16 protein-coding genes are annotated in these 16,600 nt (G+C 35.3%); 4 read left to right on the plus strand and 12 right to left on the minus strand.

Annotation, left to right across the window (positions count from 1 at the left end; translation table 11 throughout):
- Positions 1-42 precede the first annotated feature (42 nt).
- The 4 genes from LNP19_RS06060 to LNP19_RS06075 are packed head-to-tail and all read right to left on the minus strand — an operon-like array spanning position 43 to position 2,171.
- Positions 43-1,026 (minus strand): ISAon1 family transposase, encoded by a 984-nt coding sequence (locus LNP19_RS06060; RefSeq protein ID WP_428979048.1) that lies wholly within the window; start codon positions 1,024-1,026, stop codon positions 43-45.
- Positions 1,019-1,339 carry an ISAon1 family transposase N-terminal region protein gene (locus tag LNP19_RS06065; protein ID WP_230061469.1) on the minus strand — a complete coding sequence of 107 codons (321 nt, stop codon included), beginning with the start codon at positions 1,337-1,339 and terminating at the stop codon, positions 1,019-1,021. Before LNP19_RS06065 ends, LNP19_RS06060 begins: the two co-directional genes overlap by 8 nt.
- Positions 1,340-1,392: 53 nt before the next feature.
- Entirely contained in the window at positions 1,393-1,884 is a 492-nt protein-coding gene (locus tag LNP19_RS06070) for a phosphatase PAP2 family protein (protein WP_346432224.1), read from the minus strand.
- A complete protein-coding gene (locus LNP19_RS06075) occupies positions 1,878-2,171 on the minus strand; it encodes a hypothetical protein (protein WP_230063895.1) in 294 nt (97 codons plus the stop codon). The genes LNP19_RS06070 and LNP19_RS06075 overlap by 7 nt, the downstream gene beginning before the upstream one ends.
- Positions 2,172-2,241: 70 nt before the next feature.
- Here LNP19_RS06075 and aat point away from each other — a divergent pair, with 70 nt between their 5' ends.
- Positions 2,242-2,892, plus strand: a complete 651-nt coding sequence (gene aat, locus LNP19_RS06080; RefSeq protein ID WP_230063896.1) for a leucyl/phenylalanyl-tRNA--protein transferase — start codon at positions 2,242-2,244, stop codon at positions 2,890-2,892.
- 39 nt (positions 2,893-2,931) lie between these two features.
- Here the strand turns inward: aat and LNP19_RS06085 are convergent, their stop codons facing one another.
- From LNP19_RS06085 to rplM, 5 genes are all read right to left on the minus strand, one after another.
- Positions 2,932-3,495, minus strand: coding sequence for a DNA-3-methyladenine glycosylase I (locus LNP19_RS06085; protein WP_230063897.1), 564 nt, complete (start codon positions 3,493-3,495; stop codon positions 2,932-2,934).
- Positions 3,496-3,583: 88 nt separating this feature from the next.
- Positions 3,584-4,408 carry a translation elongation factor Ts gene (gene tsf / locus LNP19_RS06090; RefSeq protein WP_230063898.1) on the minus strand — a complete coding sequence of 275 codons (825 nt, stop codon included), beginning with the start codon at positions 4,406-4,408 and terminating at the stop codon, positions 3,584-3,586.
- 141 nt (positions 4,409-4,549) lie between these two features.
- Positions 4,550-5,317: a 30S ribosomal protein S2 gene (gene rpsB / locus LNP19_RS06095; protein ID WP_230063899.1), complete on the minus strand. Its 768-nt coding sequence runs from the start codon at positions 5,315-5,317 to the stop codon at positions 4,550-4,552.
- Positions 5,318-5,483: 166 nt separating this feature from the next.
- On the minus strand, positions 5,484-5,870 hold the full coding sequence (rpsI, locus tag LNP19_RS06100) for a 30S ribosomal protein S9 (protein ID WP_072942245.1): 387 nt from the start codon (positions 5,868-5,870) through the stop codon (positions 5,484-5,486).
- Positions 5,870-6,325: a 50S ribosomal protein L13 gene (gene rplM / locus LNP19_RS06105; RefSeq protein ID WP_230063900.1), complete on the minus strand. Its 456-nt coding sequence runs from the start codon at positions 6,323-6,325 to the stop codon at positions 5,870-5,872. The genes rpsI and rplM overlap by 1 nt, the downstream gene beginning before the upstream one ends.
- Before the next feature lie 351 nt (positions 6,326-6,676).
- Between rplM and LNP19_RS06110 the strand changes: the two genes are divergently transcribed.
- Positions 6,677-7,702 carry a LacI family DNA-binding transcriptional regulator gene (locus LNP19_RS06110; protein WP_230063901.1) on the plus strand — a complete coding sequence of 342 codons (1,026 nt, stop codon included), beginning with the start codon at positions 6,677-6,679 and terminating at the stop codon, positions 7,700-7,702.
- Positions 7,703-7,778: 76 nt separating this feature from the next.
- On the opposite strand, the gene polA is transcribed toward LNP19_RS06110, so the two are convergent.
- Positions 7,779-10,631 carry a DNA polymerase I gene (polA, locus tag LNP19_RS06115; RefSeq protein WP_230063902.1) on the minus strand — a complete coding sequence of 951 codons (2,853 nt, stop codon included), beginning with the start codon at positions 10,629-10,631 and terminating at the stop codon, positions 7,779-7,781.
- 273 nt (positions 10,632-10,904) lie between these two features.
- Here polA and LNP19_RS06120 point away from each other — a divergent pair, with 273 nt between their 5' ends.
- Both LNP19_RS06120 and LNP19_RS06125 read left to right on the plus strand, forming a co-directional pair.
- The gene (locus tag LNP19_RS06120) at positions 10,905-12,140 is read left to right on the plus strand and encodes a metallophosphoesterase (protein WP_230063903.1); all 1,236 of its coding nucleotides are present in this window, start codon (positions 10,905-10,907) and stop codon (positions 12,138-12,140) included.
- A 74-nt stretch (positions 12,141-12,214) separates the two neighbouring features.
- On the plus strand, positions 12,215-12,511 hold the full coding sequence (locus LNP19_RS06125) for a thioredoxin family protein (protein ID WP_072942252.1): 297 nt from the start codon (positions 12,215-12,217) through the stop codon (positions 12,509-12,511).
- A gap of 23 nt (positions 12,512-12,534) precedes the next feature.
- On the opposite strand, the gene LNP19_RS06130 is transcribed toward LNP19_RS06125, so the two are convergent.
- Positions 12,535-13,170 carry a polysaccharide deacetylase family protein gene (locus tag LNP19_RS06130; protein WP_230063904.1) on the minus strand — a complete coding sequence of 212 codons (636 nt, stop codon included), beginning with the start codon at positions 13,168-13,170 and terminating at the stop codon, positions 12,535-12,537.
- 90 nt (positions 13,171-13,260) lie between these two features.
- On the minus strand, positions 13,261-16,554 hold the full coding sequence (locus LNP19_RS06135; RefSeq protein ID WP_230063905.1) for a glycosyltransferase family 117 protein: 3,294 nt from the start codon (positions 16,552-16,554) through the stop codon (positions 13,261-13,263).
- Positions 16,555-16,600 lie beyond the last annotated feature (46 nt).

The following is a 16,600-nucleotide window of genomic DNA, read 5'->3' on the forward strand; positions in this document are numbered from 1 at the left end:
TTATTCTGGTTTTAAAATGGATCATGCGCAAAAGTTGGGGGATTAGGCAAAAAGATTAGATAATCTGAACAAGAAGAAATCTATTTTCCTTACTCCTCTAAACTGACTTCTAAAGGCTTTTATTTTTGCATTGAAAGATTCAGCAGAAGCATTGGTCCTTCTATTATCAAAGTAGTTTAAGATTGACCGGTAATTGAAAGTTATAGTATTGAGTAGAATATTGAAGTTTTTAAAACCAGATTCCTCTACATTCCTATACCAATGTGCTAGTTTAGTCATCGCAATGTGCTTGTCATTGTTGCTATTGTAGATACCTCGAAGTTGTTGGCTTAGATAATAGGCTGTTTTTATATCTGGATATAGTCCAAATAATAATTGAGCTCTTTCATTTTGATTCTCAGTCCATTTTTCGCGAGATTTATAAAGTGCATATCGACTCCTGGCTAATAGCTGTTTTACAGAGTCACCGTTAGCTAAGAGCTCCGGAATATAGGTTTGATTCTCTCTTTTGGCTTTCAATATCAATTGATTCTCAAAATCCATAGCCTCCCATCGATGTTTAATCCTAATCTCTTGTAAGGCTTCCAGTGCCAGTTTTTGGACATGAAATCTATCTGTTACCTGTGTGGCTTTAGGGAAACATCTTTTAGAGATCAATTTCATAGAATTAGCCATGTCAAGTGTTATTTCTTTGACACAGCTTCTCTTCTTGTAATCAATCTTTCTGATATGTTCTATGACTTTATCTGCCTTTGTTCCAGCAACAATGGCAACTAAGGAACCTTTTTTACCTTTGAACTTCTTGTTGGTTACAATAGTGTAAAGTTCACCCTGAGACAAAGCTACTTCGTCAATTGATAAATGGGTGCCCATATTTTCAGGGTAAACAATCCATTGATGTGCATGTTCTCGTGGAGCCCAAGCATTAAAGGAACTCAGGTGTTTTTTATATTGTCGTTGGAGTTTCTTTCCGTTGACTCCGAAGAAACCACCAATGGTGTGACAATCAGTAGCACTCTTATCTATTAATTTCTTTTAAAAAAGCCGCAAACTCTTGAGTCATGCGGGTTCCTTTAGCAACTAAATTCCAATCTCTTTTAAGAATTTCGCCTGTTGTCTTATTTGTCCAGCGACGTCTTTTTATATGTAGATATACATATTTACCTCTGAGAGGGAAATCCTGAATGGTTATCTCATCCTGAAAGCCCTTTGATACTAGTTCCAGTGTATCAAATTCTTTTGGAGGCTTGGCATTCTCTTCAAAATATAGGTGTACTATTTCTTCTGTGTTAGTAGAAGAAACCACTTCAAAGTGATCTACTAAAAAGTCAGGTAACATGAATTTTAAAAGGTCTATTGGGGGCATCTCTCATTCTTAAGATTGCAAATCTCTCAATTTATTTTGACATTTCCCCCCAGGTTTTGGGATTGATCCTTTAAAATTAAGCCAACTCCAATTTGGTTTCCAATTTGTGGGTAAACTAAAGCCGAAGTTTTCTTGTTCTTTCCAAGTTTAATAGTTCGTAAGGGATTGTAGTAGGAAACCAAAAGCCCAGAGGCTAAACCTATTCCGGCACCGGTTATTACATCTGGCGCAAAATGTTTGTTGTTGGCTATTCTAAGAATTCCTGTTGCTGTTGCAAACAAAAAACCGCTAGATGCATACCATAAATTAGAATCTCTATATTGATGGTATAGGAGTGCTGCTGTGGTAAATGAAATGGCAGTGTGCCCTGACGGGAAACTAAATTTATTTGAAAGATCTGGTCTTTCGTATCTAACAATATTTTTTGTAATTCCTACAACTGCAAATGTTATAGAATTTGCAACGACGATATCTATTGTTTGATTTCGAATATTGTCTTTTGGTTTGAAACCTAAAATTGGCCCATATAGATTTGGGCAATTGGAACAAAAGGAAGGAAATTATCGGTGCCTGTTTTGAAGTTTTTTCCAAAAAGGAGATTTGACTGATTTTGAATAGTATTACTTAAATCTGAATTGATCATTACAATACCTCCAGTTGTAAGTAAAGCTGGAAAAATGAATGATTTATAACTTAGTTTTCTAGTTCTTGTTATTGTGTCAAGACTTTGTCCGTACATTTGAGATGCCATCAATGTAAAGAAGAGTATAAATAATTTTCTTGTTGTTAGGATATTGTTTCTCAAAGTTTTTTGTATGATGTAAATTTGCTCAGTCAAAATTAGCAGTTTGTTTTATATTTTAGATTAAAAAAGAATGTATTATTTACCTAAAGAATTATTTTTTCCATCTGTTTCTCTAGCACACTCTTCGGGAATTATTGCTTTGGGAGGAGATTTGTCGCCAGAACGATTACAATTAGCTTATAAAAGCGGTATTTTCCCTTGGTTTGAAGATGGAGAACCCATTACTTGGTGGTCACCAAATCCTAGGATGGTTTTGTTTTTGGACGAACTAATTGTGTCTAAAAGCATGCGAAATATTTTAAACAGAAATGTTTTGAAAGTGACTTTCAACCAGAATTTTAGAGATGTAATTTCTAATTGTCAAGAAGTAAAAAGAGAAGGTCAAAACGGTACTTGGATTACTAATGATATGATTGAAGCCTATTGTAAATTGCATGAATTGGGAATAGCTAAATCGGTTGAGGTATGGCAAGATGAGGAATTAGTTGGCGGATTGTATGGCGTCGATTTAGGCCATGTTTTTTGTGGCGAAAGTATGTTTTCTTTGGTTTCCAATGCTTCGAAAGTGGCTTTTATTGCTTTGGTAGAAAAATTAAGAACAGAGAATTATAAACTGCTCGACTGTCAGGTTTATAATTCTCATTTAGAAAGTTTGGGATGCAGGGAAATAGATCGAGAAGAATTTATCGAAATATTGAAAGTCGAAAAGGTTGATTCATAGCATAGATTATGAAGCTGCGACTGTTTAGTGAATACTGTTCTACTTCTTTCTTGTCCAACAATCTTCTACATGATCGTTCACCATGCCTGTGGCTTGCATGTGAGCATATACTACTGTTGAGCCTACAAATTTGAATCCTCTTTTTTTTAAATCTTTGCTAATGGCATCCGAAAGAGGAGTAGTGGCGGGAACTTCTTTCAATGTTTTGGGTTTTTTGTCAATGGGTTTGCCATCAGTAAAAGCCCAAATGTATTTAGAAAAACTTTCAAATTCTTCTTGGATTTTGATGAAATTCTGAGCGTTAGTTACGGCAGAATATACCTTGAGTTTATTTCGAATAATGCCGGCGTCTAGGAGTAATTCTTGGATTTTTTCTTCGGAATAGGTTGCTATTTTTTGATAATCGAAATTATCAAAGGCTTTGCGGAAATTTTCTCTTTTGTTGAGAATGGTATACCAACTTAGTCCTGCCTGAAAGGTCTCGAGGAGTAAAAATTCGAATAAAGTAGCATCGTCATAAACAGGAATTCCCCATTCTTGATCGTGGTATTCTTTATACATATCGTTTTTTTCGCACCAAGCGCATCTGTTTTTTACTTCCATATATTTGTATTATTGAGCCAAATATAAAGAAAAATCCCATTTCAAATTGCTTTGAAATGGGATTTTAATATGTTGTTTAGAATATAGATTATCCTAAAGCAGCTCTTTTGAAACCTGTAACAACTAAGTTAGCATCAACTGATTTTACATAAGCAGCAACATTTACTGAGCTATCTTTGATGTAATCTTGATTTACTAAAGTATTGTCTTTGTAAAAACGTTGGATTTTTCCTTTAGAAATGTTTTCCAACATTGCTTCTGGCTTACCTTCAGCTCTTAATTGTTCTTTAGCAATTTCTACTTCTTTTTCAATAACTGAAGCATCAACACCAGCAGCATCTAAAGCAATTGGGTTCATTGCGGCAGCTTGCATTGCAACGTTTCTAGCAGCTTCTTCAGCACCAGCTGGAGCAGCAGATAAAGCTACTAAAGTAGCGATTTTGTTACCAGAGTGGATGTAAGATCCTACGAATGCGCCTTCTAATTTCTCAAAAGTTCTGATTTCAAGTTTTTCTCCAATAACACCTGTTTGCTCAATTAATTTTTCAGCAACAGTAATTCCTTTGTATTCAGCAGCTAGGAAAGCTTCTTTTGTGTCAAAGTTTAATGCTAAAGCAGCTAATTCAGTTGCCATAGTTACAAAACTTTCGTTCATACCTACGAAGTCAGTTTCACAGTTTAGTGTGATAGCCACACCTACTGTTTTGTCAGCGTTTACAATAGCAATTGCAGCACCTTCAGTAGATTCTCTATCTGAACGGTTTGCAGCTACTTTCTGTCCTTTTTTACGTAGGTTTTCGATTGCTAAGTCAAAATTCCCTTCTGCTTCAACTAATGCTTTTTTGCAGTCCATCATTCCTGCACCAGTTGCTGTTCTTAATTTATTTACGTCTGCAGCTGTTATTGTTGCCATGTTGTATTATTTTTTAAGGTTAAAAGTAAAAATTCCAACCCTTAAATCCCAAATTCCAATTTTATTAAATTATCAACTAATTGTTTCTAATTTTTAAGGGGAATTTGGAATTTAAAATTTGGAATTTAAAAATTGTATTTTTTATTCTTCAGTTGCTGGAGCAGCTGTTTCAGTTGCTACTGGAGCTTCTTTGTCAGTTGCATCAGCTTCTTTGTCAGAACCTCTATCAGAAAGTCCTTCGATAACTGCAGCAGTTACTAAAGATAAAATTTTATCGATTGATTTAGAAGCATCATCATTTGATGGAATTACATACTCTACTTCACGTGGATCAGAGTTTGTATCAACCATTGCAAAAACTGGAATGTTTAATTTTTGAGCTTCTTTTATTGCGATGTGTTCAGCTTTGATGTCTACTACAAATAATGCAGCTGGTAATCTAGACATATCAGAGATTGAACCTAAATTTTTCTCTAATTTAGCACGAAGACGATCAACTTGTAAACGCTCTTTTTTAGAAAGGGTCATGAATGTACCGTCTTTCTTCATTTTATCAATAGTAGCCATTTTTTTAACAGCTTTACGGATAGTTACGAAGTTAGTTAGCATTCCACCAGGCCATCTTTCAGTGATGTAAGGCATGTTTGCAGCTTTTGCTTTTTCAGCAACGATGTCTTTTGCTTGTTTTTTGGTAGCAACGAATAATATTTTTCTACCAGATGCAGCGATTTTTTTCAAAGCTTCATTAGCTTCTTCAATTTTAGCTGCAGTTTTATATAGATTGATAATGTGAATACCATTACGTTCCATATAAATGTATGGGGCCATGTTTGGATCCCATTTTCTAGTCATGTGTCCAAAGTGAACACCTGCTTCTAGTAATTCTTTTACTTCTACTTTGTTTGACATTTTTTGTACTAGTTTACGTTCTGTTGATTAGCAATGTATAAATGGCGATGTTTTCGGCTGTATACATTTAGATGCTAAACTAATTCCTACCTCGGTAGGCAACAACAACATTGTTTTTAAATTCAATATAAATGAGTCTTGTCCTAATGGAACAAGACAGGCAATATTAACGTTTAGAGAATTGGAATCTCTTACGAGCTTTCTTCTGACCGAATTTCTTACGTTCAACCATTCTTGGATCTCTTGTTAATAAACCTTCTGGTTTAAGTATAGCTCTGTTTCCTTCACCTACTTCGCACATTGCACGGGCTAATGCCATTCTTACAGCTTCTGCTTGACCAGTTGAACCACCTCCATAAACGTTTACTTTTACGTCAAAGTTAGCTGCGTTTTCTGTCATAGACATAGGTTGCATTACTTTGTATTGTAAAGTAGCTGTTGGGAAATAAGTTGCGAATTCTTTTTTGTTTACAGTGATTACTCCTGTTCCTTCCGAAACATAAACACGTGCAACAGCACATTTTCTTCTACCGATTTTGTGAATAACTCCCATTACTTAAGATCGTTAAGGTTAACTGTTCTCGGTTTTTGTGCACCTTGTTTGTGCTCTGAACCTACAACAACATTTAAATTTCTGAAAAGTTCAGCTCCTAATTTATTTTTAGGTAACATTCCTTTTACCGCTTTTTCTACTAGTGATGCAGGGTTTTTTGATTGCAATACTTTAGCAGTTAAAGTTCTTTGTCCTCCTGGGTAACCTGTGTGACGCATGTAAATCTTTTCGTCCATTTTGTTACCTGTAAGGTTAATTTTTTCTGAGTTGATAACAATTACGTTATCTCCACAGTCAACGTGAGGGGTATAACTTGGCTTGTACTTACCTCTTAAAATCATAGCGACTTTAGAAGCAAGACGACCTAAGTTATGACCATCAGCATCTACAACAATCCACTCTTTAGTTGAGTTGGCTTTTGTTGCTGATTGTGTCTTGTAGCTTAATGCGTCCATAATATTATTTTAATTAAACATTCCATCCCCAATAAAGGGGTTGCAAAAGTACAATTAATTATTTTAAATACAAATACCTTAAAAGAATAATTTTTAGTGGTTTTTATCCTGATTATCAATTGTATATTTCAAATGATTTACAGGACTTCCTATTTGAGATTTTGGTCCCGCTTTTTTTTCTATTTTTATATTACTTTTGTAGTCAAAAATAAAATTTTTATATTGCGTTCTTGACCTGTATTTTTTATGAAAAAGAATGACGTTTTTTAACCTCAAAAAGCGTTGCTGGTAAAGGAACTAAAAATATCGGTAGCTTATTAATTTACTAACAATGACAATAAATGCCAAATTATGAAAGTCAAAGCCACTTTAAAACAAATTGCCAAGGAGCTTAATGTTTCTGTTTCTACAGTTTCTAAAGCTCTTAATGATAGTCCGGAGATTAGTGAGTTGACCAAAATCAAAATAAAAGAATACGCTAAGCTTAAAAATTATAAGCCTAATGTTATTGGTCTGAATCTAAAAAACAGAAAAACAAAAACAATAGGGGTAATCATTCCTAATATTTTAAACTCTTTTTTTGCCAAAGTATTTAGCGGCATTGAGAAAGTAGCCGATGAAAAAGGATACAATGTAATTATGTGTATTTCTAATGAATCACTAGAAAAAGAGGCACACACCCTAGAAATGTTAAGCAACGGAACCATTGATGGTTTTATTTTGTCAATTTCTGAAGAAGCGCAAGAGATTAATGAATACGGACATTTTAAAGATGTTATCAATGAAGGGACACCTATAGTTATGTTTGACAGGATTGCTAATGATGTGGAATGTGATAAGGTAATTGTTGATGATTTTGATTCGGCTATGAATTCTACGCAACATCTCATTGATTTAGGATGCAAGAATATTGCTTTGGTTTCTTCTGTAGATAATCTGAGTGTTGGGAAGTTAAGAGTTGAGGGTTATTTGCAAGCTTTGAAGGATAATAATATCGCGATTAATGAAAGAATAATTATTCGCACTAATTCTGAGGAAGAAATGAAGCGCAGGGTTGAATCGATCTTTGAGAATAACATCATTGATGGTATTTTTGCTTTGGACGAAAATGATTCGGTTGCCGCTTTAAAAATGGGATTGAAAAGACATTTCCGTATTCCGGAGGATTTGGCTATTATTGGTTTTGCTGATGGAATTTTGGCATCAAGACGATTGACGCCAAGTTTGACCACGGTAAGTCAGCATGGGGTTGAAATCGGGGAAGTTGCCGCGAAACTGCTTATTGATAGACTAGAATCAGAAGAGGAAAATAAGCCTTATGAGACCGTTGTCATTAAGACGGTATTGAAAGAAAGAGAAACTACTAAAAAAGGCTAATTTTTAATTAGATATAAAAGAGAAAACCATCTGAGAATTCAGATGGTTTTTTTTATGACAGATATTTTAGTTGGTTTTAATGTGCTTCTAGCCAATTTTGTCCCATTCCTATTTCTACATCCAAGGGTACGGTCAATTTAAAAGCATTTTCCATTTCGTGTTTGATCATCGGTTGGATTTTTTCGAGTTCAGAGTTGTGAACATCAAACACAAGTTCATCATGTACTTGCAACAACATTTTACTTTTCCAGTTTTCTGAAGTTAGTTTTTTATGGATATTGATCATCGCAATTTTGATAATGTCGGCAGCGCTTCCTTGTATAGGTGCGTTTACGGCATTTCGCTCCGCGCCGCCACGAACAATTGCGTTTTGTGAATTAATATCTTTTAAATACCTGCGACGCCCTAAAACCGTTTGTACATAACCATGATCTCTGGCAAAATCAATTTGCTCGCCGATATAGGATTTTAATCTTGGGTACGATTTGTAATATGCATCAATCAAATCGGCGCTTTCTGAACGAGAAAGGTTCGTCTGATTTGAAAGTCCAAAAGCCGAAACGCCATAGATGATTCCGAAGTTTACTGTTTTGGCATGGCTTCTTTGTTCTCGAGTTACTTCTTCAAGCGGCACATTAAAAACTTTAGACGCAGTCGATTTGTGAATATCTTCGTGATTTTGAAAGGCTTTAATCATATTTTCTTCACCACTCAAAGCAGCAATAATGCGCAATTCTATTTGAGAATAATCGGCAGAAACCAAGGTGTAATTTTCATCACGAGCAATAAACGCTTTGCGAATCAATCGGCCTCTTTCGGTGCGAATTGGGATGTTCTGTAAATTCGGATTATTCGAACTCAAACGTCCCGTTGCAGCAACCGTTTGCATGTAATCCGTATGAACACGTCCTGTTTTTGAGTCGACTTGATTGGGCAAAGCATCAATATAAGTACTTTGTAATTTTACCATTTGACGCCATTCTAGAATATCGCGTACAATTTCGTTGTCATTGGCAAGGTAACTCAAGACTTCTTCGCCAGTAGCATATTGGCCTGTTTTGGTTTTCTTTTGTTTGGCACCGCCAATTTTTAATTTGTCAAATAAAATATCGCCCAGTTGTTTTGGCGAAGCCAAATTGAATTTTTCGCCAGCAGTTTCGTATATTTTTTGTTCCAAGGCATTGCTTTCGGCAGCCATTTCGACTGACATGCTTTTTAAAAACGGAACATCTAAATTGATTCCCTCTCTTTCCATGTCGGCTAGAACTTTGACTAATGGAATTTCGATTTCGTCAAAAAGTTTTTTGGTTTCTGTTTTGTCTAATTCGATTGAGAATAGTTCTTTTAGTTGAAGTGTAACATCAGCATCTTCTACAGCGTATTCTTTAATGTCTTCGAGTTCAACCTCGCGCATTGATTTTTGATTCTTTCCTTTTTTACCAATTAATTCTTCGATGGATTTTGGGGAATATTTCAAATAGGTTTCGGATAAAATATCCATATTATGGCGCATATCCGGATTAATAAGATAATGGGCAATCATGGTGTCAAATAATTTTCCTGCTACATTAATATTGTAATTAGAAAGAATCTTTAAATCGTATTTTATATTTTGACCTATTTTTTCAATGGTTTCGTTTTCGAAAAAAGGAATGAATTTTTCTGCTAGAGCTTTGGCTTCGGTTTGGTTTTCAGGAAAAGGTACGTAGAATCCTTTGCCTTTCTCGTAAGAGAAAGATATCCCAACTAGTTCCGCATGCAAAGCATCTAATCCGGTAGTTTCAGTATCAAAGCAAACCGAAGTTTGTTTTTCTAAATTTTGCAACAACAATTTAAGACCTAAATCGCCTTGAATAATTTGGTAAGAATGAGGCGTGTCTTCTAAGGTGTTGAAGTATTTATGGTGTGTTTCTGCTGTATTGTCCTCGGAGATGGCGCTTCCGAAAAGATCAAATTGATCTTCGTTTTTTGTCCCGAAAGATTTCGGGAGCGGTTTTTTATATAATTTGGATTCGTCAACTGTCGGAGTTGTTGCTGTTGTTCCTTTTTTGAATATAGCGTCAAATTGCTCTGCCATTCGGCGAAATTCCAATTCGTTGAATAAGGCGTCTGTTTTTTCGACATCAGGAGTCGATAGTTCATAGTCGTTTTCGTCAAAAACAACAGGGCAGTCCAAAAGAATGGTTGCTAGGGTTTTGGACAAAAGGCCTTTTTCTTTATTGGCTTCAATGTTTTCTTTCATTTTCCCTTTAAGCTTGTCTGTATTTGCTAAAAGGTTTTCCATGGAGCCGAATTCTTTTAGTAATTTTTTGGCGGTAACTTCGCCTACGCCGGGTAGTCCGGGGATGTTATCGGCAGCGTCGCCCATCATTCCTAGAAAGTCAATTACTTGTTCGGGTCTTTCGACTTGGAACTTCTCTAAGACTTCTGGAATTCCCCAGATTTCGATACCGTTCCCCATTCGGGCAGGTTTGTACATGAAAATATTTTCAGATACCAGTTGGGCAAAATCCTTGTCAGGGGTTACCATGAAGACTTTATAGTTTTCTTTCTCGGCCTGTTTAGCGATGGTTCCAATTAGGTCGTCGGCTTCGTAACCTTTGACTTCTATAATGGGAATATGCATGGCTTTTAGTAATTCCTGTATGTAAGGAACGGCAATTTTTATGGCTTCGGGAGTGGCATCTCTGTGAGCCTTGTATTCTGGAAATATTTCGTTTCTTAATTGGCTCCCGCCATTGTCAAATGCAACGGCTAAGTGATCCGGTTTTTCACGTTTGATAACATCCATCAAGGAATTCATAAATCCCATAATGGCGGATGTATCCATTCCTTTAGAATTGATTCTTGGGTTTTTTATAAAGGCATAATAACCACGAAAAATTAAAGCGTAGGCATCGAGTAGGAAAAGGCGTTTTTGTTGCGACATAATTGTGATTTTGTAAAGATTTCAAAAGTACAAAACTTAAGAGAGAATGGATAGGCTGATTTTACTATTTCTGTAATTCATTTAAGAATTGTACTGACAATAGGTGAAAAGGATGTTGGTTTTAAGTTTGTTGCTGTCTGGTTTTTGGTGAAGGTTTTTCAGTTGCTTAAGTTGTCATGACAGTATAGAATGGTATGATTTTAGTTAAATATTGATTAATAAAAGTGTGTAATGCTTACTTAATTTGTTATTTTGTCAACTAAAATAATTCTAATGGTTTTTCGAATAGTAGTATTAAGTTTGATTCTTCTTGCTATAGAGCTGTATGCTTATCAGGCTTTAAAAACTTTGGTGAAGTCGAGATGGGTATTGATTTCGTATCAAATTCTAAGTTTGTTTTTTTTTGTAGTTATTCTCTATTCTTTTACCCAGTTTGACCGTTCTGTGGGGCAAACCAGACAAACGATGTTTACGATGGCTTTGTTGTTGGTAATTTATGTTCCTAAGTTAGTTTTGGCTTTGGTTTTACTGGGTGAGGACATTTTTAGGATGGGAGCGGGCTCAGTTAACTATTTTATTGATAAGAATGATAAAATTGGTTTTTTGGCCTCCAGACGAAAATTTGTCAGTCAGTTGGGATTGGGTCTGGCAGCTGTTCCTTTTTTGTCTTTGATTTATGGTATAACTGTTGGGAGGTATAATTACAAGGTCATGAAGCAGCGCATTTTTTTTCCGGATTTACCGGATGCTTTTGATGGATTTAGAATTACGCAAATATCAGATGTGCATAGTGGTAGCTTTGATAATCCAGAAAAAATAAATTATGCGATTGATTTGATTAATGAGCAGGATTCGGATATGATTTTGTTTACTGGAGATATCGTGAATACTGACGCTAAGGAAATGCATCCTTGGATAGATGTTTTTAAAAGGATTAAAGAACATCAATATGGGAAGTTCTCTGTTTTAGGGAATCATGATTATGGCGAATATGTCACTTGGCCAACAGAAAAAGCGAAAGACGAGAATTTTCAGGCGATAAAGGATCTTTATGGGCAGATTGACTTTAAATTGATGTTGAACGAGCATGCCTATATCCATAAAGGAGAGGATAGAATTGCCTTGATTGGAGTGGAGAATTGGGGTCATAATTTTAAAAAAGCTGGCGATATAAACAAGGCTTCGCAAGAGGTAGATCAGAAAGATTTTAAAATCTTGATGAGTCACGATCCAAGTCATTGGGATTATGAAATTAAAAATCATGAAAAGAATTTTCATTTGACTTTTTCAGGACATACCCATGGAATGCAATTTGGGATTGAAATTCCAGGTTATTTTAAATGGAGTTTAGCTCAGTATGTATATGCCCAATGGGCAGGTTTGTACGAGAATTTGGGAAGATATGTTTATGTAAATAGAGGGTTTGGATATCATGCTTATCCTGGAAGAGTAGGGATTATGCCTGAAATAACGGTTATAGAGCTAAAAAAAGGGTCTAATGTATCATAATTCGTTAAAAATGCTACATTTGTAAATTAATATCTATTTTTTTAGTAGATTTAAAAATTAAATTTGTTGATTTTATGTCAAAATTTGGAGAACTTATAAGCGCACAAGTGCCTGTGTTAATTGATTTTTACACAGACTGGAATGAATCATCGGTTTCTATGCATCCTGTTATAAGAGATGTTGCGGCTGCTCTTGGTGACAAAGCAAAGGTAATTAAGATTGATGTAGATAAAAATCAAGAGTTGGCTGATGCTCTAAGAATTAAAGGCCTTCCTACATTGATGATTTATAAAGAGGGGCAAATGATTTGGAGACAATCTGGTGAGCTTGATGCTAACACTATAATAGGACTTGTTCAAGGGCAATTCTAAAGAGTGTGTTTTTAAATACTTTATTAACTTATAATTTCATAACTGAAATTCTTTTTGTCTATAAAATACAAGACTTTTGGTAAGGCATATTTGAGATTATCAGATGCTTTTTGGCTGTCGTGAAAAACAATTATACTGCCTGGTTTTATATTTTCGACTACGTTTTTTAGACATTTTTCATTGGTGATGCTTTGGTCGAAATCGGCGCTTAGTACATCCCACATGATGATTTTGTATCCTTTTCTTCTTAATTTTTTAGCCTGAATAGAGTTGATTTTGCCGTAAGGCGGACGAAATACTTTGGAGGGCAATTTATGCTTTAAAATGGATTGCTCGCAAAGAGTGATGTTTTTTAAATATTCTTCTGTTGTTGTTTTCCATCCGTTTAAATGGTTGAAGGTGTGATTGCCTATTGCATGTCCTTTAGCGATTATTTTTTTGAAAATAATAGGCTGAGCTTCGATGTTTTTTCCGATGCAAAAAAAAGTGGCTTTGGCATTATGCTGGTCGAGTTTTTCTAAAACCCATTCTGTAATTTCAGGTGTGGGGCCGTCATCAAAAGTTAGGTAGATTTTATTGTTCCTATTGGGGATATCCCAAATGTAATTGGAGAATATTCTTTTAATGATTGTATTTGTTTTAATCCAATAAAAACGCATTAGTTTCTGTTTTATAATATTAAAAATAAAAAAAAATGTGGTAAAATCGCTTGATTTTACCACATTTTTTAATTGAAACAAATATAGGAATTATTCTTTTTCACGACCAAAACGCTCAAACATATCTGTATAAGTGTTGAATGTTTTTCTGCTTTCATTGTAAAAAGTAAGGTCGTTATTTTCTTTCATTACTTGTAGCAGGCCTCTGTAACGTTCAATATCAGTTATGATGTCATAGGCTACTCCTGTTTGTTCAGATGCTTTTAATTTACCGTAGTAATTAAGGTTTTCCTTGTATTTGTTAATCAATTTTTTCAAAAGATCTTGTGCTTTTGCTTTTTCGCCAATTTTGTAATAGCCAGATGCAAAAGGATCCAGTAAAGAATAGTAGCCGTATTTTTCAAAAGGCATTTTAGTCATGGCTAAGTCAATTATTTTTCTTGCTTTGTCATTTTGGCCTTCAGCGATTAACTGATTCATCAATCGAGATAGGTTGCTTCTATAAGTAATGCTCTCTCTACGGGTTTCCGGATCATGGTATATTTTATCACTATCACTATTTCCCCAATCCCATTTCATGACAATGTTATACATTTTTTCGGAGTCAATTTGTCCCATTTCTAGCGGGCTTCCGTCTTTAGGAATAGTGTTTTTTACCGGAATTAATCTGTAAACCATTCCGTCCAATTGAAGATAATTTTTCATCCAAAGATAATCTTCATCATCAAAAGCTCCTGGGCTGAAATAAATAGGTCTTTTCCAGTTATTATTGGCAATTACGTCAAGCATCATTAGTCTGTTCTTGTACAATGCTTTTCCTTTGATGTCTATATCAATGTAAGGGACGATGGAATCATAATATTTTTCAGCAACCACCTTGTTTTTGATGATGTTGTTTTTGTCAACCGGAATCCTGATCTTATTCGTTGGATAAAAATGTATTGTTTGTCCATTTTGCATTTCAACAGTGGATTTAGGATTTTTGATAAAGCTCAAAAGATCTTTTATGTCCCATCTGTTTTCTATTTTTGGAATATGTGCAACATAATCTAGTTTATCCCCTACATATTGATCGTGGGTAAAGGATATTGGCAGAGGGTTTGATTCATAAGTTTTAGCTTTCATTTGGTCTATATACCAGTCTGTCATGAAAAGACTGGTATTGACAATCCTTACATCGGTTCTGATTTTTTCAATTTCTTGGGCATACCATAGCGGAAAGGTGTCATTGTCGCCTATTGTAAATAGTATGGCGTTAGGTTCGCAAGAATTAAGGTAAGCTTTTGCCATTGCTGTAGCTGTATATTTCCCTGAACGATCATGGTCATCCCAGTTTTGTGAAGCCATAAGTACAGGTGCAGCTAATAAACTTGCTGCAATAATAACAGGTCCTGCTATTTTTGGGGCTAGATATTTCTTGGCACTATCATATAAGGCATAAACTCCAAATCCTACCCATATTGCAAAAACATAGAAAGATCCTACTAAGGCGTAATCACGTTCTCTAGGCTCAAAAGGTCTTTCGTTTAGATAGATTTTTAAGGCAATCCCCATAAAAAGGAACAGCACTAGTAAAACGTAGAAGCTTTTTCGATCTTTGCTAGCGTGGTACATTAGGCCAATTAGTCCTAAAAGGAAAGGTAGGAAGTAATAGGTGTTGCGTCCTTTGTTGTTTAATACGTCCGAAGGTAGGTTGTCTTGTGAGCCTAAATGAAGTTCGTCCATGAACTTGATGCCGCTCATCCAGTTTCCGTCAAGATAATCGTATCTTCCTTGTACATCATTTTGTCTTCCTACAAAGTTCCACATCAAATACCTCCAGTACATGTATCCAAATTGGTATTCAAACATGAAGCTTAGGTTGTCTGCGGTTGTAGGTTTTTGAATGATTAAATAATCACCATAACTTTTAAGAAATTTTACATAGCCGTCGTTGTCAATTTGTTTTTGGGCGTAAGCTTGTCTGAATTCGCTAACTATTTTTTCAATCTCGTGCTTTAGTTGGCTCACTGCTTTGTTGTAATCCTCTTCGCTAAGTTGGCTTGCGTCAATTCCGTATTGTGCTAAATCTTCTTCATAAGGATAATTAGGATTTAGGGTGAATTGCGGAGGATTGGTGAAATTCATATAGTTAACAATGTGATCAGAACTCCACATTCTAGGTAAGAAAGTCTTCTGATTATCATCGCTGTTTTGCTCTGCATTTTTGAAATTATTTACAATTTCGTATTTTTTTGTTGTGTAGTTTCTTTCGTAATTAGGGGCTTTGTCTAAATAGGGTTTGTTTTTGTCTAATCCTGCAAAGGTTTCTGTGTATTGCGGTCCGTAGAATAATGGATTAGAGCCGTATTGCTCTCTATTGTAATAGGCTAAAACTTCACGAGCATCTGAAGGTTTGTTTTCGTTAATATTTACATTAGCATTGGCTCTAATTGGTAGCATGGTCCATGTTGAAAAACCAATTAAAACAAAAAGAATGCATAATATTAAGGTGTTGTAAGTAACTAAGCCTTTATTTTGAGTGTATTTTAGTCCAAAATAGAATAAGGCGATAAGAAGAATAGTAACAAAAATGGTTCCGGAGTTAAAAGGCATTCCCAGCGCATTAACAGTAAATACTTCTGTTTCGGCAAAAAAGGCCATCGTTAACGGTAGCAGTAATTTGAAAATGAAAAGTAGAATAGAAATTACTACGATATTGGCAATAATGAAATTTTTGACTGTAACGGTTTTGTAGTTTTTGAAAAAGTACAATAAACCAATGGAAGGAATGGTTAGGAGTGCCATAAAGTGAACACCGAAAGTTAATCCTATAACTAGAGATATAAGAAGTAGCCATTTGTTCCCTCTTGGAGTGTCCATGTCTTGTTCCCAACGTAATCCAAGCCAAAATAGTAAGGCAATAAATAAAGAGGCCATAGCGTAAACCTCGGCTTCTACCGCATTGTACCAAAAGCTGTCTGAGTAGGTATAAGCAAGAGATCCTACAAAGGAGCTTCCTAGAATAACAATAGCGTCGTATTTACTTGGTTTTTCTTCTGGTTGTGATGCATTGGATGCTGTGATGAGTTTTTTCAAGATCATCGAAGAAGACCAGAACATAAATAATATGGTAAAGGCACTTGAAAATACAGACATCATGTTAACCATTAAAGCAATGTGTTGGTCTGAAGCGGCAAACATTGCAAAAAAGGCACCAATCATTTGGAATAAAGGAGCTCCCGGTGGATGTCCTACTTCAAGTTTTGCTGCGGTAGCAATGTATTCTCCACAGTCCCAAAAGCTCATTGTGGGTTCTACGGTGAGTGTGTAAGTTAATAATGCGATTCCAAATGTAAACCAACCTATGATCGTGTTCCACTTATTGAAATTGAATGCTGCCATATTTACGTGTTAAATTTTAGTTTTTTTGCAAGATACAAAGAAAATG

Origin of the sequence: Flavobacterium acetivorans (assembly GCF_020911885.1) — a bacterium.
Classification (GTDB): Bacteria; Bacteroidota; Bacteroidia; order Flavobacteriales; family Flavobacteriaceae; genus Flavobacterium; species Flavobacterium acetivorans.

Bases quoted from the DNA above. Each gene is read 5' to 3' on its own strand.
- tsf (WP_230063898.1), bottom strand. From the start codon at position 4,408: ATGGCAACAATAACAGCTGCAGACGTAAATAAATTAAGAACAGCAACT.
- LNP19_RS06125 (WP_072942252.1), top strand. From the start codon at position 12,215: ATGTCAAAATTTGGAGAACTTATAAGCGCACAAGTGCCTGTGTTAATT.
- polA (WP_230063902.1), bottom strand. From the start codon at position 10,631: ATGTCGCAACAAAAACGCCTTTTCCTACTCGATGCCTACGCTTTAATT.
- LNP19_RS06085 (WP_230063897.1), bottom strand. From the start codon at position 3,495: ATGGAAGTAAAAAACAGATGCGCTTGGTGCGAAAAAAACGATATGTAT.
- rpsI (WP_072942245.1), bottom strand. From the start codon at position 5,870: ATGGGAGTTATTCACAAAATCGGTAGAAGAAAATGTGCTGTTGCACGT.
- rplM (WP_230063900.1), bottom strand. From the start codon at position 6,325: ATGGACGCATTAAGCTACAAGACACAATCAGCAACAAAAGCCAACTCA.
- LNP19_RS06110 (WP_230063901.1), top strand. From the start codon at position 6,677: ATGAAAGTCAAAGCCACTTTAAAACAAATTGCCAAGGAGCTTAATGTT.
- LNP19_RS06130 (WP_230063904.1), bottom strand. From the start codon at position 13,170: ATGCGTTTTTATTGGATTAAAACAAATACAATCATTAAAAGAATATTC.
- LNP19_RS06120 (WP_230063903.1), top strand. From the start codon at position 10,905: ATGGTTTTTCGAATAGTAGTATTAAGTTTGATTCTTCTTGCTATAGAG.
- LNP19_RS06065 (WP_230061469.1), bottom strand. From the start codon at position 1,339: ATGTTACCTGACTTTTTAGTAGATCACTTTGAAGTGGTTTCTTCTACT.
- aat (WP_230063896.1), top strand. From the start codon at position 2,242: ATGTATTATTTACCTAAAGAATTATTTTTTCCATCTGTTTCTCTAGCA.
- rpsB (WP_230063899.1), bottom strand. From the start codon at position 5,317: ATGTCAAACAAAGTAGAAGTAAAAGAATTACTAGAAGCAGGTGTTCAC.
- LNP19_RS06135 (WP_230063905.1), bottom strand. From the start codon at position 16,554: ATGGCAGCATTCAATTTCAATAAGTGGAACACGATCATAGGTTGGTTT.